Below are 20989 nucleotides of genomic sequence, written 5' to 3'. Positions count from 1 at the left end.
AGTCTTTTTCATTCATCATCTTTTATCCAGTTTTCTTGCAAGAGCCAGTCCGAGCCATTGAAATATTTCAACGAGTACAATGATCAGGACAATGGCGGTATACATAATATCTGTTTCGTAACGCTGGTAGCCAAAGCGGATGGCAAAATCACCGATCCCTCCTCCACCGACAACGCCCATGATCGTCGAGTAGGACACGAAACTGATCACAGCAGTTGTAAAGCCGATGACCAGACTGCTCCTGGCTTCCACGTAAAGGAATTTCCAGACCAGCTGCCAGTTTGTTGCGCCCATAGATTTTGCCGTTTCGATGATGCCTTTTGGTACTTCCATCAGAGACTGTTCAACGAAACGGGCATACAAGGCAATCGCAATGACGACCATAGGAAATGAGGCTGCGATGGGGTCGCCAGTCGCTCGGCCGTATACTTGCCGGACAAAGGGCTGCATGGCTACAACTAACAGCAAGAAGGGGAACGACCGGATCACATTCACCAGAATATTTAAAAGGCGATTGACGAACCGATTAGCCATAGGCCGAGTGTCAGCTGTCAGATACAGTAGCGTGCCAACAGGTATTCCAAGAAGAATAGCAGCAAGCATGGCGAAAAACAGCATGATGCCTGTCTCCCATAAACTGTCGAGCAGACGCGGTGCGAATTCAATGATGCGTTCTATATATATCGAAATAGAGTCAGTCACTAGTCAGCACCTCGATTGCACGCTCAAGATACGGTCGATCAGTCAGTTTGTCTTCTGAACGAGTGATATCTACAATTTGCCTGACTTTACCGTATTCCATTAAAGCCGCCCGTGTGCACAGGGCTTTGATGACCGGAAGCTCATGTGTGACAACGACAATGGTCATTTTGAACTCTCTGTGTGCCTTTTTTAAAACAGCTACGATGTCTTCGGTAGTATTCTGATCCAAAGCGGATGTCGGCTCGTCGCATAATAGTAGTTTTGGCCGTGTAATAAGGGCACGGGCTATACCAACTCGCTGTTTCTGCCCCCCGCTGAGCTGCTGAGGGTAGCTGTGCTTCTTGTCGCTCAACCCGACGAAATCGAGGACTTCGTCTACGGTCAGAGTCTGATCATAGTTATGGAGAGTCAGAGGTAATCTGATATTTTCAGCTACTGTTTTATTGTTGAGCAGATTGAACTGCTGAAAAATCATGCCGATCTGCTTCTGTTCCATACGCAGGTCTTTCTTTGACAAATGAGTCAAATCAACACCGTCTACGGTTACGGAACCAGCATCGGGTGTCTCAAGTGCATTGATCATACGGAGAAGAGTCGACTTTCCTGCCCCGCTTTCACCTATGACACCGAATGCTTCACCTGTCTTTATGTCGAGTGAGATATCCGTGAGTGCAGCCAGTGTCTGGTTTTTACTGAAAAACGTTTTTTCTATCTGACGGAGTTGTATCAAAGTGTCTATAGACCTCCTTCATTTACGTCGCTGTTTAAACAACACTGCCAATTATATGTAGGATAGAGAAGGGAAGCAATAAAATAAGGTATGAATGTGTAATAAGAAACAGGCGAGGTCTAACATTGAACATATCCGAGTGATTGCCGGAGGAGGAACGGAGACCGGTATATCAAGGATTCTGAGATGTAGGAAGCTTTCAAATAGTAAGTGGACAAGAAGGAAATATAATACAATATTGTGTTTCAAGTGAGTTTCCAGCGACAAAAAACCACCTGCTGAGTGAACAGCAGGTGGCAAAAAAGGAGTGGTAACCTGTCACTTGGAGGAGTGCAGGTAACCAAAAATAAGTTGGTTGTTGTGGGTATGAGTAAAGTATAGTATCTAAATTTGAATTTAATGTGACCAATCAATGATAAATTAACGCTTTCTTTTTGATAGTAAATAAAAATGGAGAAGCGAAACATAATAAAAAGCCACCTTTTCCTCTAGAAAAGGTGGCTGGGGATAAGACTAAACGTCTTTTTTTATTTGAGTAATCCCATTCAATCCGGGGAGAAAGAATAATGGTCTCAAATAGTGTTTATCTTTTCAAAGGTGATGAATGATTCGGGGGAAACATTCAATCAGCTTTTTGGGGAGAAAAGAAACGTGTACTTAAATTCCACATTCATAGTGTAGCAAAACTATCTGGAAAAATCCTTAAAATTGCCTAAGCATTCATCCAATTAAAATGATAATTTACTCACTTAATGCATCAACCATTGCTTTGTTGAAAGCAGGAAGATCATCAGGCGTACGACTTGAAATCAGGCCTGAGTCATCTATTACAACTTCCTTGTCATAGAAGTTGGCTCCGGCGTTTTTAAGATCCACCGCCACCTGCTTAACTGAAGTAATGTCTTTTCCTTTTACTACTTCAGCATTGATCAGAAGCTGAGGACCGTGACAGATAGAGAAAATAGGTTTACTGTCGTTTGAGAACGCACGGGTAAACTCCAAGAAGCGGTCATCTTTACGCAGTTGGTCTGGAGAAAATCCTCCAGGAATCAGCAGGGCGTCAAAGTCTTCCGGAGAGACATCATCGATGCTTTTATCAATGGTCACCGATGCTTCTCCTTTTTTACCTTCTACTGTTTCACCTGCTTCAAATCCGATCGTGGTCAGTGTATGACCTGCATTTTCCAGTTCTTCTTTAGGGGAAGTAAATTCCACGTCTTCAAATAGTTTTGTTATGACGACTGCAACTTTCTTGCTCATTCTTGAAATTCCTCCTTCATTTATTCTAATTACAGTTTATCGACTCACTTTGTATCCTTCAAGTAAAACGATTCGCGGCAGCGACACTGGATTTTTTTATTCAATAAGCTGCTCTTTTTTATGTTATGATGAAAAAAATACAACGTTTTAAGGAGGACTATCAGTTTATGAATATTGCATTAATTGCTCACGATAAAAAGAAAGATGATATTGTGAAAATTGCAGAAGCCTATAAAGTCATTTTAGAACACCATGATCTCTTTGCTACCGGAACGACAGGAAAGCGAATATCAGACGAAACAGGTTTGAATGTCCATCGGTTTAAATCTGGCCCACTCGGGGGTGACCAGCAGATCGGTGCCTACATTTCCGATAATAAGATGGATCTGGTTATATTTATCCGTGATCCTCTTACTGCCCAGGCCCACGAGCCAGATATATCCGCACTGCTTCGCCTATGTGATGTCTATGAAATTCCATTAGCTACTAATGTAGGTTCAGCTGAAGTGCTGCTGAGAGGACTTGATGCCGGATTTTATAGCTGGCGAGATGTCTCGAGAGGACAGGACCGTGATTCACTACATTTTTAAAGGGGTGCTGACATGCTGCTGGTTATCGGATTAGCACTGCTTATTTCTGGCTATTTGTCATTCAGGTTTTCAGATCAGCTTAAGCCAGGAAAGCGCGGACGCCAAACTCAGACGCAGTTTCCGGAATGGTTCCCGCAGCTTCAGAAAATTGGCGGGCTGCTGTTTATGATTACTGGCCTGCTTCTGATGATAGCTTACTTTATTATTTAACTAATTGATGGAAGGATTGTCGCTATGATTATTGGTCTGCCTAAGGAGATAAAAAATAATGAATACCGGGTAGCTCTTACCCCATCGAATGTCGGACGCCTGACAGACAACGGACATCGTGTCCTCGTAGAAAAAGGAGCGGGAGAAGGAAGTGGGTTTACAGATGAGCAGTATGCTGAAAACGGTGGAGAGCTGACAGAATCAGCCGGTCAAGTCTGGAAACAGGCTGAGATGATCATGAAAGTGAAAGAACCGCTGAAAGAGGAGTACACTTATTTCAGAAAAGGGCTGATCCTCTTTACGTATCTTCATCTATCAGCTGCTCCTGGACTGACTCAAGCACTGGTGGAGCATGAAGTGACGGCTATCGGCTACGAGACGGTTGAAAAGAACGGCAAACTACCACTGCTCACGCCTATGAGTGAGGTGGCAGGAAGAATGTCTGTCCAGATCGGGGCTCATTATCTTGAGAAACATGCGGGGGGAGAAGGGATTCTCCTAGGTGGAGTAACCGGTGTGCCTCGCGGGACCGTAACTATCCTCGGTGGCGGGGTGGCAGGAGAAAATGCTGCCCGGATGGCTGTCGGGATGCGTGCGAATGTAAACATCATTGAACTGAATCCTCAACGGATGAGAGAACTGATCCAGATGTTCGGAAGCAATGTGCAGACACTAGCTTCTAATCCAGCCAACATTGCGAAAGCTGTAAGTGAATCTGATCTAGTGATTGGTGCAGTTCTCATTCCAGGACGAAAGGCACCTAAACTGGTCACGGAAGATATGATCAAGACTATGAATAAAGGGGCGGTTGTTGTTGATATTGCCATCGATCAGGGCGGTAATTTTGAAACGTTGAACCAGCCGACAACCCACGATGAACCGGTAGTGGAAAGACACGGAATTCTTCATTATGGTGTGGCCAATATTCCAGGTGCTGTACCGAAAACGTCGACAATGGCTCTGACAAATGATACGGTTCCATATGCTCTTAAATTAGCTGAGCTGGGCGTTGAAGATGCACTTAAATGCGATGCAAGTCTCGCTGCCGGCCTGAATGTATATAAAGGACATGTGGTCAATGAGGCAGTGGCTAACGATCTTTATTATGAATTCAAAGCTTTTGAAGAGCTGACTAAATAAACTTTACGATTAGGGACAGGAGATGCAGAACGATCTGCATACTCCTGTTTTTTGAACAGGAATCATAGGGCTGTGAGGAGATAACATCTGAGGCCTACTTAAGTCCGAAACAGGTCGAAGCTTACAATAAACGTCCGAAAAAAAAGCCCAGTCACAGGGTGATGGGCTTTCAGTCAGCTTATACAGAAGGTCAGCGGTCTCTCAGGCGACTGCCGCCTCTCGGTGTAAACGAATAGTACTTGAAGCACCATAAGGCACTCAAGCCGATAAGTATATAAACGATACGTGTTCCCCATTGTTCAGCATCGCCGAACAGGGTTTCTACAGCATTGAACCCGAATAAACCGATAAGTAGTAAATGAATGCCGCCAATGATAAGTAAAGTCAGTGCTGCGCGGTCAATTATTTTCAAAATGAGCTCCTCCTAAATATTCTTATACTATAATCATACGAAATTTAATGAAAAATGTCGATTGTTTCTCATTGAGCAGGGAAAATTTTGACCTGCACATTATGAAAAGGTGAAAATGGATAGAAAAAAGAAATTAAAGTGGGCTTATAAACACTCTATGTTATACTGAAAAAGTAAAATCGGAAGTGATGTGTAATCACTTACAGAAACACATGTCCATTGAAATGGATCAGTCTATCATCATCAGCAGGAGGGGTAAAAATGGTAAAAAGCGATATCGAAATAGCTCAGTCAACAGATATGTTCCCAATCGGAGACATTGCTCAGAAATTAGGCATCGAAGAGCATGCTCTTGAACATTACGGCAAGTATAAAGCGAAAGTGGATTACAGTGCACTACATAATCATACGGGGAAAAACGGCAAGCTGATCCTGGTAACGGCTATCAATCCGACTCCAGCTGGAGAAGGGAAAACCACGACCTCTGTAGGTCTGGGAGACGCGCTTCAAAAAATTGGCAAGAAAACAGCCATTGCCTTACGTGAGCCATCGCTCGGACCGGTTTTCGGAATCAAAGGTGGAGCTGCTGGCGGGGGCTACGCTCAGGTGATTCCAATGGAAGACATCAACCTTCATTTCACAGGTGATATTCATGCCATTGGGGCTGCCAACAATCTGGTAGCGGCGATGATCGATAATCACATTTATCAGGGGAATGAACTGAACATAGATCCGAGACGCGTGACTTGGAGACGGGCAATGGACATGAATGACCGTCAGCTCCGCTCGATCGTCAGCGGGATCGGTGCTCGAACGAATGGGATGCCTAGAGAAGACGGGTTTGATATTACCGTTGCTTCTGAAATCATGGCTGTATTGTGTCTATCCAGTTCAATGGCTGAAATGAAAGATAAATTGAGAAACTGCCTGATCGGCTATACTTTCGATAATGAACCGGTGAAGCTGGGAGAACTTCAAGCTGAAGGAGCGGTATCGGCGCTGCTTAAAGATGCGCTCAAGCCGAATCTGGTTCAGACACTGGAACATACGCCGGTATTCATTCACGGCGGGCCTTTTGCCAATATCGCTCATGGATGCAACAGTATGCTGGCGACAAAAATGGCATTGGCTCATGCAGACTATGTCGTAACAGAAGCGGGCTTCGGCGCCGATCTGGGAGCTGAAAAGTTCATCGACATCAAATGCCGTATGGGGAATATCAAGCCGGATGCAGTAGTCATTGTTGCCACGATCCGTGCGCTTAAAATGCATGGAGGAGTAAAGAAAACTGATCTGGATCAGGAGAATACGCAGGCTCTGAAAAAAGGCATGCCTAACCTGATTAAGCATATAGAAAATATACAGGAGACATTCTCTCTTCCTGCCGTCGTTGCGATCAATGCTTTTCCCGGAGATACTCAAAATGAACTGGATGTGGTGAGGAAAGCTATTGAAGAAACGGGAAGCAAGGTTGTCCAGTCAGATGTCTGGGCCAAAGGCGGAGAAGGCGGAGTCGAACTTGCTGAAGAAGTGGTTCGGATGACCGGGGAAGAGTCTGACCTGAGCTATGCTTATGAACTGAGTGACCCAATCGAAGAAAAAGTAGAGAAGATCGTCCAGTCTGTCTATGGCGGAAAAGGAACGGAATGGAGCAAAAAAGCTAAGACGATGGCGAAACGTCTGGAAAAATTAGGGTATGGAGATCTGCCGATCTGTATGGCGAAAACTCAGTACTCCTTATCGGATACAGCCACTGCTTTAGGTCGCCCTACAGATTTTAATGTCAACATCAGAGATTTAACTGTATCTGCAGGGGCGGGATTCATCGTCGTCTTAACAGGAAATATCATGCGCATGCCTGGACTTCCGAAAGTGCCTTCTGCGGTACATGTTGATGTGGACGATAACGGCAAAATTTCCGGACTGTTTTAGGAGGCTCACGGATGAACGAACTGACGATTGAAGGCTATCTGACTGAACTCGGGAAGAAAGAAGGAACCCCGGGGGGAGGAAGTGCCGCTGCTTATATTGCTTCAATGAGCGCTGCTCTTATACGCATGGTAGCAGATATCCAGAAAGACAAGAAGGCATACGCTGACTATTCAGAAGAGATCACACAGGCTCTGGAAGCGTCACATGCCTTAAGAAAAGCATTTGAACAGCTGGCAAAAGATGATGCAGTTGCTTTCGAACCTGTTCTGATGGCATACAAGCTGCCAAAAGGTACTGACGAAGAAAAAGAAAGGCGCCAGGAAGAAGTTCAGAAAGCCATTAAAGGCGCTGCTCAGCCACCCCTTGAAATGCTTGAAAAAAGTCACGACTTGATCGATCTGATCGAGCAGCTGACCCGCATGAAAATGAAAGGAACGATTGTGAATGATCTGATGGTGGCGACATTGTTTGTGGGGACAGTGCTTGAAACAGCTGTCCTGAACGTCACGATCAATACGAAACTTCTTTCTGATGCAAATGAAAGAAATGCACTTGAGAAGAAAGCAATCGAGCGTCTGTCAACCGGCAAACAGCGAATCAGCCAGCTGCGTCAGACTATCGAATATTTTCTGGAAAAAAATGAGTGGCCGGAATCTATTTAGACCACAAAGGTGAACAGGACAGGGGGGGAAACGTACTGTTCACCTGTTTATTATCAATCATTAAAGACGGAGGGACTTTATGACTAAAGAATTGAAAGGTAGACCTGTAGCAAAGGCATTACTGGAACGGACCATGAAAACGGTGGAAGACCTCAAGAAAATTGACTGCTATCCGACTTTGGCTATTGTAAGAGTTGGAGATGATAAATCGTCTATTTCTTATGAGAATGCGGCGATAAAGACTATGCAACAGTCTGGTATTGCAGTTGAGCCTGTCGTTTTTAAGGAAACAGCGGATGCCGAAGAAGTCCTTCAATCGATAGAGGCACTCAACCAGAAAGCTGATATTCATGGGATCCTGGTCATGCAGCCGCTGCCTGATACCTTGTCCCGAAATGACATTGCGCGCTGCCTCAACCCGAATAAGGACATCGACGGACTGACACCTGAAAACCTTGGCCGGGTAGTGGAAAATGATCCGACTACTCTCGTCCCGAGTACGCCTAAAGCAGTCATGGCCTTACTTGAGTTTTATGGAATAGAAGTTGAAGGAAAAGACGTCTGTGTCATCGGGAGCAGTCCGGTCGTCGGCAAACCCTTGTCCATCATGCTGCTGAATGAAGAAGCGACTGTGGCGAATGTCCACGTCAAAACGAAGGATATCAAGCAGTATACGTGTCAGGCAGATATCGTGATTTCAGCGACAGGTGTTGTTGAGCTGGTAAAAGCAGAACACATCAAGGAAGGCGCTATAGTCATTGATGTAGGCTTCGGATATAAAGACGGGAAACCTGTGGGAGATGTCAGTTATGATGATGTGTTTGAAAAAGCTGGAGCGATCACCCCTGTACCTGGTGGAGTCGGGTCGATCACGACCGCCATACTGGCTGAACAAGTCGCTCAAGCTGCATGGAATCAGCGCTCGGATTAAAGGAGGAAGAAAGTATGGGGAAAGAAGACTTACGAAAAGGAATGATCCTCTCTCTTGAAAAAATCGGCTGGCTCGAAAGGAACCGTACGGAAAACGATCTGCATGACCACCTGTTTGAGTCGGACTTATGGAATAATGCTGTCTCCATCGGTGTGACCGTTTCAAGTGATCGGGAGTGGGACACACGGACGATTATTGAACGTGCCTGGGATGAAGGGAAGACGGTCTGCGTGCCGAAATCGATTCACGAAACAAAAGACCTCCATTTTTATGAAATCAGTTCGTTCAGACAATTGGAAAAAGGGTACTTCGGACTTGAAGAACCCTTACCGGAAAAGACCACTCGGCGTGAACCGGAAGACTTGGATCTGATGATCGTCCCCGGATTGATTTTTACACCGGCGGGCTACCGTATCGGATACGGGGGCGGATATTTTGACCGGTTACTTGCTGGTTTTAACAAGCCTACTGTCTCACTGCTTCATTCCAATCAGATTGTTGAATCTTTTCCGATAGAACCGCATGATGTGCCGGTAGATTTTCTGATAACTGAGCAGGGGTTGAAGAAGACTGGACTTGATCAGTAAGTTAGTGTCACCCTATTGAGGATATCGGGCAAGTCGCTTATAATAGAGAAGGAAAAAAGAGTAAGAGGAAAACGTTAAGTGCTGGGTGGATGGGATGTTGCCTCCAGACGAAGAAACGGTAGTTTTGCGATTTTTCTCTGCATCCGCTTGAAAACTGAATAGTTTTTTAGTGAGGACTCTTTAATTTTACTGGGGCTGCCGTACTCAGTTTAATGCCCTTTTTCAGTCTGTTGAAAAGTATAAGTTCCGTGTAGTAGCTGATATTGTCTAGCTACACGTACCATCCTCTCGAGAAAAAGATAAATTTACCCATTGCGCAGGATGCTCTTCTGCCGCATACTTGTCTCTACGCATTGAAATGCTAGATTCACAGCAATTCGGGGCAAATTTCCTCTACTCGCTATCGCTCGGTCGATCTCAACAATAGTTGTACGTGCTAAAGCACTACAACTTGTAAGGTCTACTCGCTATCGCTCCGGCGATCTCAAGTATATCTGTAAGAGCTGAAGCTCAAACAGATACTAAGGTATTTTCTTGTCGAGGCTGAACGGCACGTGAAGCTTTTCTTATTCGTTGGCTGAAAGAGAACTAAAATTAAAGGAGATCTTCGATATGACTGCAACACCACATACTGGCAGACGCCAGAACAAATGGTTCCACTATGGGTTTATCGGTCTGGCTGGACCTTTATGCTTGGCTTTTCTCATTCCTTTCGCACGTTCACAAAGCGGAATGGGTGGACTCAATCAGCTGCTTGACGGAACGGGAGATCTGCAGACGATTCTGACGGACATGCTCTTCCTTGCATTCTTTACAGGACTGCTGCTGCTGATCAGTGTGGCCGTATCCAGACAGCTGGAAGAAGAAAGCATGCTGATCAGTCTGCTTCTCGGCCTTCTGATTACAGGTGCACCTTTTCTGCTTTTCCTTCAACGGGAACTGCTTCAGATCAATCTAGTTTATGAAGACAACGGCCTTATTTACGGTATCGCCTTCTTATACTATATCTGGCTGCTGGTTTTCCGGGCTGTTCGCTTATCCAGGTGGACAATGAAGAACCGGACATTAGGTATTGCCATTGTTGGTCTACTGGTCGCCATGAACATTACGCTCGGCATGGTGGGCATTACGACACCAGTGGTCCGTATTACGTTCGCTTTCCTGCCAACTGCTTTGATCGGAATGCTTTTCGGGCCATGGATAGGCGGATTTGGGGCAGTTCTGGCTGATATTTTAGGTTTTATCATCGGTCCGGGTGTCGGTGGATTCTTCCCTGGCTTTACCTTGTCAGCCTTTCTGACAGGACTGATTTACGGGCTGTTTCTTCACAAGCGTGACGTGACTTTGAAACGGATCGTAATGGCTGAAGTGCTGATCGCTCTGTTTGTCAATCTGACATTGAATACAATCTGGCTTCATATTCTGACTCAAAATCCGATTGCTGTTCTTCTGCCGCCTCGACTTATTCAGAATGCTGTCATGGTCGTTGTGCGCATTGCCACTGTACGATTTTTTGCCGGAAATAAACAGATGAAAAAAACCTATGCAAAATTCTCGACGGCGCGGCATTGAATCTGTCATTTAGACGCGTTTAAAATTGAATACTATGAAATCAGATACCAGTCCCCTTCTGGATGAAATGAAGACAGCCTTCTTTCATCCAGAAGGGCTTTTTTCATTCAGTAAGAAACCGACTGACGCTGGTACTTTTCAAACCAGGAAGCAGCATCGATCCAGCTGATGTGTCTGATATCTTCCAGTCGGATCTGTCTGATTGAGCGGTCGCGACGTTCAATAAATACGATGGAGCCTTTAAAACCTTTTACAAGCCCTTCCGTATCAGGAAGGTAGTTCCCGTCTTTTATCATATCGAGCTGAATGGCCAATGGCTTTTTTGATGTATAGCTTTTATAAAGGGAGGCGCTGATGTCTTCGAGTGTCTGTTTCTCTTTTGGAACGATCACGGCTGACTGGCTGGCTTTTTTCTGCTTTTTCAGTGCTTCAGCATGGTCAGACAGCATCATTCCCATCCATTTCATTTTACCCCGATCCTTGTACCCCAAAGCATCAGGGGACAGTTTGATCACGTCTTCCTGCATGTTGATCCGCTCCTTTCATTTTAGTTTTTAAGTATGAAGTTAACTCTTTTCTGCCTGCTCTTTGAGGCATGTCCAGAAAGCAGTTTATTTCTGAGTGCCTGATCGATGACCGCCAAGAAGCTTGGACCGGTACATTGCCATCCCGCCACTAGTCAGGCTGCTGGCATGAAGCAGAGAGGTGTAGCCATATTTATGTCTGATGGAATCGATCGTCTGATCCAGATCCTCCTGATTGATCAGCTTTTCAGCGGAATCAAATAATGAGAGCTGAAGGGCGGACTTCGGTTCGATTTTCCCGAAGGTGACATTGACTACCCGGACAGGGAGGGATCTGTAGTGACGGTTGAAGAGAATCAACAGCCCGTCAATGATTTTTTTGGATGAATCTGTCTTTTCTATCGGCAGCTGGTGACTGAATCCCCGATCCATGACATCTTTGGAGTAACCAATACTCAATTTCACCAGTCCCGTCGTCAGGTAATGTCTGCGCAGGCGCCCTGCATTCTCTTCGGCCATTTCACGTATCACGATTTCCACTTCATGCTTTACAGTGTAATCTCTGTTCAAAATCTGATTTTTACTGAAAGAGGTCTCTTTAGGCGTGAATGTATCCGACAGTCGGGTCCGGTCGATGCCGTGGGAGTGAAAGAAGAGCTGCTCACCAATGACCCCAAACCGTTTCTTCAGTTTTTTGACATCAGCCTGTGATAAGTCGTGGATTGAACGGATACCGATTCGCTCGAGGTGTTTCTCCGTTTTTGATCCGATCCCCCAGAAATCTTTCAAGGGAGAAATTTTCCATACCGTATCCTGCACATCATCATAATGCCAGGCTGCAATAAAATTACTTTTCTGATCGTGTTTAGCCGCATGGTCCAGAGCGAGCTTGGCCAGAAGAGGGTTGTCTCCGATGCCTACAGTGACCACAAGCTTCATTTCTTTCCATACGAGGTACTGGATGCGTTTGGCTATATCTTCAGTACTGCCGAACAATCGGTGGGAACGTGTCACATCCAGAAAAGATTCATCGATACTGTAGACATGAAGGTCTTCGTCTGAAACAAAGCGTTTGAAAATATTCACAATATCCAAGTTTTTTTCTAAGTATAAGGCCATGCGGGGTTCAACTATGTCGATCGACGCATCTTTTGGAATTTCATATACCCGCGTCCCCGTTTTGATTCCGTAAAGTTTTTTGACCATGGGGGAAGAAGCCAGTACCAGTCCACCATGATTGTCCGGCTTACTGACAACGGCGACTTTGGCCTTGAGCGGATGTTCCTTTCTCTCAACTGCTTCAACCGAGGCAAAAAAAGACTTTACATCGATACATAATATATCTCTACGCGGCTCTCTGGAGTAATCCATTATTTGAAGCATGGCAAGGACCTCCTTTAAGGGAATGTATGTTTGTTTTAATTATAGGAACATATATTCGGTTCGTCAAGGGGAACGCGTCGGGGATTGAGATGTTGAAGGTGCTCCAAGTCAGGTGAAATGGCTCTGAAAAGACGAAGGGCTAAGGATTTGGCCTTTCTATATTTGTATTTAAAAAAAGAGGAGAGGAAGATCGAATGAAGCGAACCGAAAGACAGCAAGTCTCACATCTTTCAACCCGGCTGACTAATGTGAGGGCCGATCCTCCACGCACCCAGCTGATTCGTCTCAGAAACATCCTGAGAACAGAAAAAAGAGCCGTCCATCAAAATTGATGGATCGGCTCTTTACAAACATAAGTGAGTTTATTTTCCGTCGACATATGGCACAGCTTTGACGGTGGCTTCGATATTTCCCTTAGTAGCTTTTGAGTAAGGACAGAAAGCGTGTGCTTTATCAGCTAGCTTCTGAGCCTCTTCTTCAGACATATCTTCAACACCGACTTCGATTTCTACTCCTAATTTAAATCCACCATCATCGGGGTCTTTCATCAGGTGAACAGTCAAGGTCACTTGAGATTTGTTGTCGATCTTCTCTTCTTTTTTATAGTGATCCAGGGCAGCGTGGAAACAAGCACTATAACCTAAAGCAAACAGCTGCTCAGGGTTAGTTCCGTCTCCAGATCCACCCATTTCTTTAGGCGTATCGACCTGCACCTCATATGAACGATCAGGTGTGTGACTTTCTCCTTCTCGCGCTCCTGTATTGACTGCGGCTGTAGTGTAAACAACTTTATCTGGCATAGTTAAAACGCTCCTTTTCTATAGTCTACTATCAGTATAGCACTAAAAAAAAGAAAGGCTAAATGATAGCCTTTCACTAATATATATTGAATTTAAGATACGCAAGTTTCCAGAACAAAGGTTTCAAGTGCCTGTGCTACGCCGTTTTCACGGTTGGAACCTGTGATGTGGTCGGCAACGGCCTTGACTTCATCGCGCGCATTGTCCATCGCTACGCCAATTCCGGCCCATTCGATCATGTCCACATCATTTCCCCCATCACCGAGAGCCATGACAGATTCACGGGGAATGTTCAGTAGTTCAGCCAGATCCTTGACCGCGGTTCCTTTGCTGGCCTGTTTGTTCAGGACTTCAAGGAAGAAGGGTTCGCTGCGCAGGATCGTATACTTGTCCCATAAAGATTTCGGAAGACGGGAAATTGCCGCTTCCAGCACAGGTTCCTTGTCGATCATCATCATTTTATTGTAGATGACAGATGGATCCATCTCTTCAGGTTTGCGGTAAAACAGTGGCAGGCCAATCAGAAAAGCTTCACGTACGGAGTATTCGCTAATGTCGCTGTTCGGTGTAAAGATTCCTTCATTGTGAATAGCGTGGAAGTGCGAACCGGCTTCTTGAGCAGCTGCCTGCAAGGTAAGGTAATCGTCATGATCCATCATATGTCTGACGACTACTTTTCCGGATTTGACTTCCTGTACCAGTCCACCGTTATAAGTGATGACGTAATCGTCATCGGCGCTCAGGTCCAGTTCTTTCAAAAAGGCTGTTGCGCCGGGGAAAGGACGTCCGGTACAGATCACGATTTTAACGCCGGCCTGTCTGGCTGCCTGAATCGCCTGCTTCACCTCTGGACTGATTTTGTGTTCTTCATTCAGTAATGTGCCATCCAGATCAATGGCAACTAATTTAATCGTCATACCTGTTCTCCATTCTTTGCTTCAATGTATTTTTTAATCTGTTTCATTAGGGTGGATGATTGCTCCGTTGACAATGTGACGCTGGAACGCATCGTATTCCTCCTGAAACATGTTGATGTTGTCGCTGTGTTCTTCCAGAAATTCTTTCGGTACATATAGGCGATGGTCGCCGTGCAGGTTCCCGCTTAGTGTCTTGACTATGGAACTGACCTTGCTGAGTTCGACAAGGGTCCCGTCCGACTGCATAAGATGAATCGGCGTCTTGTTTTTAAGTTTGTAGTCATAAGGCAGATCAGAACTGCTATTGGTCATAGTATAGAGGTTCTTGTCGTATGTCAAGTGCCCAACGATATCCCGCAGAGTCTCCACCACATCATCGTCTTTTCCATCTATATAGGTGACGGATTTCAGCGGTTTACGGTGAAGGAACATTTTAGACAGCTCGCTCAAGTAGGCATCATCACTTTCGGTCCATAAAATGATGGCCGTCTGAAGCACACCGTCGTCCAGTTTCAGATAGTCGTCCAGAGTCGGATTTTCCTCAAAAAATGGATCGAGAAGATCGAAAGCCGGATACAGCTCCTGCTCTTTATAGAGCTGTTTGGCACGGTAGAGCAGGCGATCCAGAGTGACTTCCATTCCCCGAGACGCCGGGTGGAAATAAACCTGCATATACATCTGGAAACGGCTCACGATGTAGTCTTCCACGGCATGCATTCCCTGATATTGAAAGGCAATCCCATCTTTGTAGGGGCGAATCACTCTAAGGATGCGAGACAAGTCGAAGGCGCCGTATGTGGCACCGGTGAAAAAAGCGTCTCTTTGGAGATAATCCATCCGGTCCGCATCGATCTGGCTGGAGATCAGCTGAACGACTTGAGGGTTCGGATGCTGCTTGGTGATGACGCTGGCCACCTGGTTTGGAAAGTCGTGGGACACTCGCTTAAGAATCGTATTGACTTCCGTTCCTTCAGATAAAATAATATCTGTCGTCAGAGACTCGTGGTCCGTATTGAAGATTTTTTCGAATGTATGGGAAAAAGGGCCGTGCCCGACATCATGCAGCAGAGCTGCGCATAAGGTGACGAGGCGCATGGAACAGTCCCAGTCATCCGGGTAGTTGCGCTCGAACATATCCACTATACGCCGGGATAATTCATAAACTCCCAGAGAATGGGAAAAACGGGAATGCTCCGCACCGTGAAAGGTGAACTGAGCTGTTCCGAGCTGCTTGATTCGACGCAGACGCTGAAATTCCTTGGTGTCGATCAGATCTAAAATCAGTTTGTGCCGGACGTGAATGTAGTCGTGCACGGGATCTTTAAATACTTTTTCAATAGGCAGGCGGTCCTGCTTTTCAAATGAGTCGATACACATAGTTTTCGGTTCTACTCCATCTTCTTCTATTTACAAGCAAGAAGGTGCTGTGTGAAGCAGACCATTTCCTTCCTCTCTTAGCCTCAAGCACTGAGGGGGGGATCAGGGTAGTAATTTGTCATTTCGGACGATCATTTTCTGAAGACCTTCGTCGTAAGCAGAGGCGATGGATGGCGTCATATCGCCTTGAACCAGTGATACACCCGCCTGAGTAAATACAGAAAGCAGATGCTGCTTTGTTTCTTCAATGGTCAAGGAAACACCAAGCGCATCTTCCAGTGTCGTCATCACATTCGGATTCACAGCAGGAAAACTCCATCTGGTTTCTGTTCCGTCCAGTCCTTGAGTATAGAACTCGCGAATCATCTCAGCCCGGTGTGTCTGGTCGCCTGATACACTGAGATAAATCATTACAGCGATTCCGCCTTTGATCCGTCGCTGGGCGATGCCGGCGATTTTTCTGCCCTCGATACTTAAATCGAATTCACCTGGGCAATAGGAGTCTGCAATTTCATACGCATCGACCGTCTTGTTATAGCGTGAAAAGGCCGCTTGAACAACATGATGCATTCGAGAGTAGGCCTCGTCGATAGACAGTCGCTCTTCGCCTTCAGGAAAAATCATGGAAAAGTTCAGTACTCCGCCATCACTCACAACAGCCAGTCCACCTGAATTTCGCACCAAATAGTCGTAGCCACCGGACGCAAAAGCCGGAAGGGCATCGCTCAGGAATGGAAGTTTAGTATCCATCATTCCTAAAATGATCAGCGGGTCAGTCTGCCAGAAGTGCAGGATGGGCTGCTTCTTTTCTCCTGCTTCTTTGATAAAGCCATCCGTCAGCGCAAAAGGAGCGAAGCGGTGCTCTGAATAATCAGCCGGCAGATTATCGTACAGCAGATAGGGCTGTGTGTAATCTTTAAAATAAGAATAGGTTTCAGTCATAATGTCCGTCCTTCATGTTATCTCATTAATTATTTTATCGTCAGTTTCTTTCAGTATACCAAAAATCAACGGGGTTAGGATACAGGAGTCAAATATAGAATGAGACGCCGAATACGATTTATGATAAACTGTATAGGACAGACAATCAAAAGAGAATAAGGAAGGAGTAGCGCTTGTGCCTTCAAGAGATTTAAAAAACGGTCTGCCGGCCGAAGTAAAAATGGAAACATCCTATATACAGAATGGAGAAACGCATCAGCATTCGTTCGAAGAAAAAGGACGAGTCGTGTACATGAATAACAGTTACTACATTCGTTTTGAAGAAACGCATGAGGAATCAACAGTTCCAGTGACCGTCAAGATCAATCCCGATGGAGTAGTAAATCTGATCAGAAATGGTGAGCGGACGATGCGTCTGACGTTCAACAGTGACAGACATACAGAAACCAACTACGCCACCCCCGCGGGAATCATTCCGCTGCAGGTACTGACCGACGATTTGAGAGTCAGCTATTATGACCGCCCGTTTTCCGGAAGAGTCTATGTCGATTACAAGCTGCATGCAAATGGACAAAAATTAGGGGAGTATCAAATTAGATTGCGTTTTACAACATAATCATGTAGTATAAATTAGTTGAAGAGAAAGTTTAATGAAACCGATGAAAGAAAGGACGTTACAGTCGTGGAATTAAATCAATTTAAAGGCCAGGCAAAAGACGAACTGGCTATGGTAGATGTGGCTCATGCCATCCTTGAAACAACTGGACAAGTCACTGATTTCAATGATCTGCTGTCAGAAGTGGCAGACTATCTGGAGCTGGATGATGAAACATTGGAACGTGAAATGATTCAGTTTTATACTGATCTGAATGTAGACGGACGATTCATTTCTCTGGGGGATAATCGTTGGGGTCTGCGTGCATGGTACCCTGTCGACTCAATCGATGAAGAAATTACGCATGATAACGATGAAGAAGATGAGAGACCGCGTCGCAGAAGCCGTACTGGATTCGATCAGGCTTATGATGATGAAGAAGTAGAAGTAGAAGAAGAAGACGAAGACGAAGATGAGGAAGAAACCATTAAATATGGGGACCGCGTTGAAGTCGATGAGCATGGCGTCATGGTCGATGACGAAGATGAGGAAGACCTTGGTGAATACAAAGATGATCTCGACGATCTTGGTGATGAGGACGAAGACAGCGAAGAGCTGAAAGGTCTGAACATCGTTGATGATGAAGATGTTCTTGAAGACGAAGAAGACGAAGAAGAATAAAAGTAAAGGCGGGCGGTTTGATCGCTGAACCTGTCTGGAAAAGCTGACTCTCTGTATACCGGGGTCAGCTTTTTTGATGCGTAAAAATGCGTCAGATTTATAGCTGAGATCGAATAAGTCGTCCGCAGAATAAAAGTGGAGATGGGCATAGATATGGCGGACGGACGGTTGAAGTGATCAGTAATCCCTCTACTTTACTCAAATGGGAAAACTAATAGAATTCGTTCTTGACTTACAGCGGTCAGGTCTTTAAACTATTTATTGGGCACCCTACGTACATGTGATGTATGTAAAGGGTCAACAGGACAGAATGCAAGACAGTTCACCGCTCCCTATTTCATTTATTAAATGGAATAGGGAGTTTTCTGTTTTATGAGACATTTTGCCTTTCCTTAAAAGAATTATGGAGGGAATACTATGACAAAGTATATTTTTGTAACAGGCGGAGTGGTATCGTCAATCGGAAAAGGCATCGCGGCAGCCTCTCTTGGCCGACTATTGAAAAACAGAGGGCTGAAAGTAACGATTCAGAAATTTGATCCTTATATCAATGTGGATCCAGGGACAATGAGTCCGTATCAGCACGGAGAAGTGTTTGTAACGGATGATGGCGCTGAAACGGATCTGGATCTGGGGCATTACGAGCGATTCATCGATATCAATTTGAACCAGTATTCAAATGTCACGACAGGGAAAGTCTATTCTGAAGTGATCAACAAAGAACGTCGCGGTGATTATCTGGGCGGAACGGTTCAGGTCATTCCGCACATTACAGATGAAATCAAGAAAAAGATCATGCGTGCGGCACAGACGACCGATTCGGATGTGATCATCACTGAAGTTGGTGGAACGGTAGGAGACATTGAGTCGCTGCCTTTCCTTGAAGCACTGCGTCAGATGAAAAGTGATGTCGGGTCCGACAATGTCATGTATCTGCATACGACACTGATTCCTTACCTTAAAGCGGCCGGTGAAATGAAAACTAAGCCGACCCAGCACAGTGTAAAAGAGCTTAGAAGCTTAGGAATCCAGCCAAACGTGCTGATTGTCCGTTCGGAGTATCCAGTTGAGCAGCATACAAAAGATAAACTGGCGTCCTTCACCGATGTGGATTCCAAAGCGGTCATCGAATCTTTGGATGTCGATACGCTTTACTCGATCCCGTTGAACTTGCAGAAACAGGGACTGGATCAGATTGTAGTCGATCATCTGAAACTGGATGTGCCGGAAGCGGACATGACAGAATGGAAAGCACTGGAAGAAAAGGTGCTGAACCTAAAAACATCTACACGTATCGCTATCGTAGGAAAATATGTGGAACTGCCGGATGCTTATCTGTCCGTAGTTGAAGCACTGAAGCATGCGGGTTATGCAGCAGACTCTGAAATTGACATCAAATGGGTTAATGCGGAAAAGCTTTCTCCGGAAGAAGTAGTCAAGGAACTGGATGATGCGGACGGGATCCTCGTTCCAGGTGGATTCGGTGAACGCGGTCTGGAAGGTAAAATGCTGGCGATTCGATATGCAAGGGAAAACAAGATTCCATTCTTCGGTATCTGTCTGGGCATGCAGCTGGCAGCTGTGGAATTTGCCCGCAATGTAGCCAACCTTGATGGGGCTGGGTCAGCGGAAGTCAATCCCGACATCGAACACAACATCATCGACTTAATGCCGGATCAGAAAAATGTGACGGATATGGGTGGAACGTTGAGGCTGGGTCTATACCCATGTCAACTGAAGCCGGGCACAGTGACCGCTGAAGCCTATGACAATCAGGAAGTCGTCCAGGAGCGTCACCGTCACCGTTATGAATTCAACAACAGTTATCGTGAACTGCTTGAAGAAAAAGGACTGATTTTCTCTGGTGTTTCTCCCGATAACAAACTGGTTGAAATCATCGAAGTGGCCGATCACCCTTATTTCGTTGGTTGCCAGTTCCATCCGGAATTCATTTCCAGACCGAACAGACCTCAGCCGTTGTTCAAAGCGTTTATTGAAAAATCATTAGAAAACAAGAATAAATAAATGATAATGAGGCTGGTTTTATGAAAAAAGTTGAAAATAGAGAAACAACCTAATGATTAATACTAGTTTTATTGTGAAGTTTTGTATATAATAATAAGCGAGACCGAGTGCGTATATCGGTTTAAAAAGTGCGCAAAAATTTGAGGAGGCTATATTTATGAGTCGTTTAGTAAGTATGACAGACATGTTGAACAAAGCTTTGGCTGAAAAGTATGCAGTTGGGCAATTCAACATCAACAACTTAGAATGGACACAAGCCATTTTACAGGCAGCACAGGAAGAAAATTCTCCAGTAATTTTAGGTGTTTCTGAAGGAGCAGCTAAATACATGGGTGGATTCACAGTGGTATCTGCAATGGTTACTGCTTTACTTGAAGAAATGGACATTACAGTTCCTGTAGCTCTTCACCTGGACCACGGTTCATCATTTGACACATGTAAAGCTGCGATCGACGCTGGATTCTCTTCAGTTATGATCGACCACTCTCATGATCCAATCGAAGACAACATTTCTTTCACTAAAAAAGTGGTTGAATATGCTCACTCTAAAGGTGCGTCAGTTGAAGCTGAAATCGGTACTGTCGGCGGAGAAGAAGACGGCGTTGTCGGTGGCGTAATGTACGCTGATAAAGAAGAGTGTAAACGTATGGTTGACGAAGCTGGAATCGATGCTCTAGCAGCTGCTCTAGGATCTGTTCACGGAGACTACGATGGAGAACCTAAACTTGGATTTGACGAAATGAAAGAAATTTCTGAACTGACAGGTGCACCACTTGTACTTCACGGTGGATCAGGTATCCCAACTCACCAGATTGAAAAAGCAATCGAATATGGTCATACTAAAATCAACGTAAACACTGAGCTTCAGCAAGTATGGACTAAGCGCACGCGTGAAGTGATTGCTACCAACGAAAAAGTTTACGATCCTCGTAAAATCATCGGACCTGGTAAAGCAGACATCACTGAAACAACTAAAGCTAAAATGAGAGAATTCGGTTCTTCAAACAAAGCTTAATT

The 20989-nt window shown here is 45.1% G+C and carries 22 protein-coding genes and 1 riboswitch; of the genes, 12 read left to right on the top strand and 10 right to left on the bottom strand.

Translation table 11 applies throughout. The annotated features are described in order from the left end of the window. Positions 1–15: 15 nt before the first annotated feature. The 3 genes from BMX79_RS05330 to BMX79_RS05320 form a co-directional block, all read right to left on the bottom strand. Complete coding sequence (locus BMX79_RS05330; RefSeq protein ID WP_091265495.1) at positions 16–702, bottom strand: methionine ABC transporter permease; 687 nt, start codon at positions 700–702, stop codon at positions 16–18. Beyond that, positions 695–1432, bottom strand: coding sequence for a methionine ABC transporter ATP-binding protein (locus tag BMX79_RS05325; RefSeq protein ID WP_091265493.1), 738 nt, complete (start codon positions 1430–1432; stop codon positions 695–697). The genes BMX79_RS05330 and BMX79_RS05325 overlap by 8 nt, the downstream gene beginning before the upstream one ends. Before the next feature lie 741 nt (positions 1433–2173). Then, the gene (locus BMX79_RS05320) at positions 2174–2692 is read right to left on the bottom strand and encodes a type 1 glutamine amidotransferase domain-containing protein (protein ID WP_091480001.1); all 519 of its coding nucleotides are present in this window, start codon (positions 2690–2692) and stop codon (positions 2174–2176) included. Between the two features lie 167 nt (positions 2693–2859). Between BMX79_RS05320 and mgsA the strand changes: the two genes are divergently transcribed. The 3 genes from mgsA to ald are packed head-to-tail and all read left to right on the top strand — an operon-like array spanning position 2860 to position 4632. Further along, positions 2860–3282, top strand: a complete 423-nt coding sequence (mgsA, locus tag BMX79_RS05315) for a methylglyoxal synthase (protein WP_091479998.1) — start codon at positions 2860–2862, stop codon at positions 3280–3282. A gap of 12 nt (positions 3283–3294) precedes the next feature. Then, a complete protein-coding gene (locus BMX79_RS05310; RefSeq protein WP_091479995.1) occupies positions 3295–3492 on the top strand; it encodes a hypothetical protein in 198 nt (65 codons plus the stop codon). A gap of 24 nt (positions 3493–3516) precedes the next feature. Next, positions 3517–4632, top strand: coding sequence for an alanine dehydrogenase (ald, locus tag BMX79_RS05305; protein ID WP_091479993.1), 1116 nt, complete (start codon positions 3517–3519; stop codon positions 4630–4632). 190 nt (positions 4633–4822) lie between these two features. Here the strand turns inward: ald and BMX79_RS05300 are convergent, their stop codons facing one another. Continuing rightward, positions 4823–5044, bottom strand: a complete 222-nt coding sequence (locus BMX79_RS05300) for a DUF378 domain-containing protein (RefSeq protein ID WP_091479991.1) — start codon at positions 5042–5044, stop codon at positions 4823–4825. Between the two features lie 261 nt (positions 5045–5305). Here BMX79_RS05300 and BMX79_RS05295 point away from each other — a divergent pair, with 261 nt between their 5' ends. From BMX79_RS05295 to BMX79_RS12690, 5 genes are all read left to right on the top strand, one after another. After that, positions 5306–6976, top strand: coding sequence for a formate--tetrahydrofolate ligase (locus tag BMX79_RS05295; protein WP_091479988.1), 1671 nt, complete (start codon positions 5306–5308; stop codon positions 6974–6976). 11 nt (positions 6977–6987) lie between these two features. After that, complete coding sequence (locus BMX79_RS05290; RefSeq protein WP_091479986.1) at positions 6988–7638, top strand: cyclodeaminase/cyclohydrolase family protein; 651 nt, start codon at positions 6988–6990, stop codon at positions 7636–7638. Between the two features lie 79 nt (positions 7639–7717). After that, the gene (locus tag BMX79_RS05285) at positions 7718–8569 is read left to right on the top strand and encodes a bifunctional 5,10-methylenetetrahydrofolate dehydrogenase/5,10-methenyltetrahydrofolate cyclohydrolase (protein ID WP_091479983.1); all 852 of its coding nucleotides are present in this window, start codon (positions 7718–7720) and stop codon (positions 8567–8569) included. A gap of 14 nt (positions 8570–8583) precedes the next feature. After that, positions 8584–9156 carry a 5-formyltetrahydrofolate cyclo-ligase gene (locus BMX79_RS05280; RefSeq protein ID WP_091479981.1) on the top strand — a complete coding sequence of 191 codons (573 nt, stop codon included), beginning with the start codon at positions 8584–8586 and terminating at the stop codon, positions 9154–9156. Positions 9157–9210: 54 nt separating this feature from the next. Then, positions 9211–9307: riboswitch (THF riboswitch) on the top strand. A 461-nt stretch (positions 9308–9768) separates the two neighbouring features. Then, entirely contained in the window at positions 9769–10728 is a 960-nt protein-coding gene (locus tag BMX79_RS12690; protein WP_246117640.1) for a folate family ECF transporter S component, read from the top strand. A gap of 107 nt (positions 10729–10835) precedes the next feature. On the opposite strand, the gene BMX79_RS05270 is transcribed toward BMX79_RS12690, so the two are convergent. From BMX79_RS05270 to BMX79_RS05245, 6 genes are all read right to left on the bottom strand, one after another. Then, positions 10836–11255: a hypothetical protein gene (locus tag BMX79_RS05270; protein ID WP_091479979.1), complete on the bottom strand. Its 420-nt coding sequence runs from the start codon at positions 11253–11255 to the stop codon at positions 10836–10838. A gap of 84 nt (positions 11256–11339) precedes the next feature. Continuing rightward, a complete protein-coding gene (locus BMX79_RS05265) occupies positions 11340–12635 on the bottom strand; it encodes a Y-family DNA polymerase (RefSeq protein ID WP_091479976.1) in 1296 nt (431 codons plus the stop codon). A gap of 362 nt (positions 12636–12997) precedes the next feature. Beyond that, positions 12998–13435, bottom strand: coding sequence for an organic hydroperoxide resistance protein (locus BMX79_RS05260; RefSeq protein ID WP_091479973.1), 438 nt, complete (start codon positions 13433–13435; stop codon positions 12998–13000). A gap of 92 nt (positions 13436–13527) precedes the next feature. Next, positions 13528–14352: a sugar-phosphatase gene (gene yidA, locus BMX79_RS05255; protein WP_091479971.1), complete on the bottom strand. Its 825-nt coding sequence runs from the start codon at positions 14350–14352 to the stop codon at positions 13528–13530. Positions 14353–14385: 33 nt separating this feature from the next. Beyond that, entirely contained in the window at positions 14386–15729 is a 1344-nt protein-coding gene (locus tag BMX79_RS05250; protein ID WP_091479969.1) for an HD domain-containing protein, read from the bottom strand. A 102-nt stretch (positions 15730–15831) separates the two neighbouring features. Then, on the bottom strand, positions 15832–16671 hold the full coding sequence (locus BMX79_RS05245) for a lipoate--protein ligase family protein (protein WP_091479966.1): 840 nt from the start codon (positions 16669–16671) through the stop codon (positions 15832–15834). Positions 16672–16846: 175 nt separating this feature from the next. Between BMX79_RS05245 and BMX79_RS05240 the strand changes: the two genes are divergently transcribed. From BMX79_RS05240 to fba, 4 genes are all read left to right on the top strand, one after another. Next, positions 16847–17287: a YwiB family protein gene (locus tag BMX79_RS05240; protein ID WP_246117641.1), complete on the top strand. Its 441-nt coding sequence runs from the start codon at positions 16847–16849 to the stop codon at positions 17285–17287. 66 nt (positions 17288–17353) lie between these two features. Next, on the top strand, positions 17354–17947 hold the full coding sequence (gene rpoE / locus BMX79_RS05235) for a DNA-directed RNA polymerase subunit delta (RefSeq protein ID WP_091479965.1): 594 nt from the start codon (positions 17354–17356) through the stop codon (positions 17945–17947). Between the two features lie 417 nt (positions 17948–18364). After that, positions 18365–19972 (top strand): CTP synthase, encoded by a 1608-nt coding sequence (pyrG, locus tag BMX79_RS05230; protein WP_091479962.1) that lies wholly within the window; start codon positions 18365–18367, stop codon positions 19970–19972. Positions 19973–20129: 157 nt separating this feature from the next. Further along, positions 20130–20987: a class II fructose-1,6-bisphosphate aldolase gene (gene fba, locus BMX79_RS05225; RefSeq protein WP_091479961.1), complete on the top strand. Its 858-nt coding sequence runs from the start codon at positions 20130–20132 to the stop codon at positions 20985–20987. Positions 20988–20989: the final 2 nt, after the last annotated feature.

It is taken from the genome of Alkalibacterium pelagium (genome assembly GCF_900109325.1).
In the GTDB taxonomy this organism is placed as follows: Bacteria; Bacillota; Bacilli; order Lactobacillales; family Carnobacteriaceae_A; genus Alkalibacterium; species Alkalibacterium pelagium.
The sequence above is the reverse complement of the archived record's forward strand: the minus strand, read 5'-3'. Positions and strand labels throughout refer to the sequence as shown.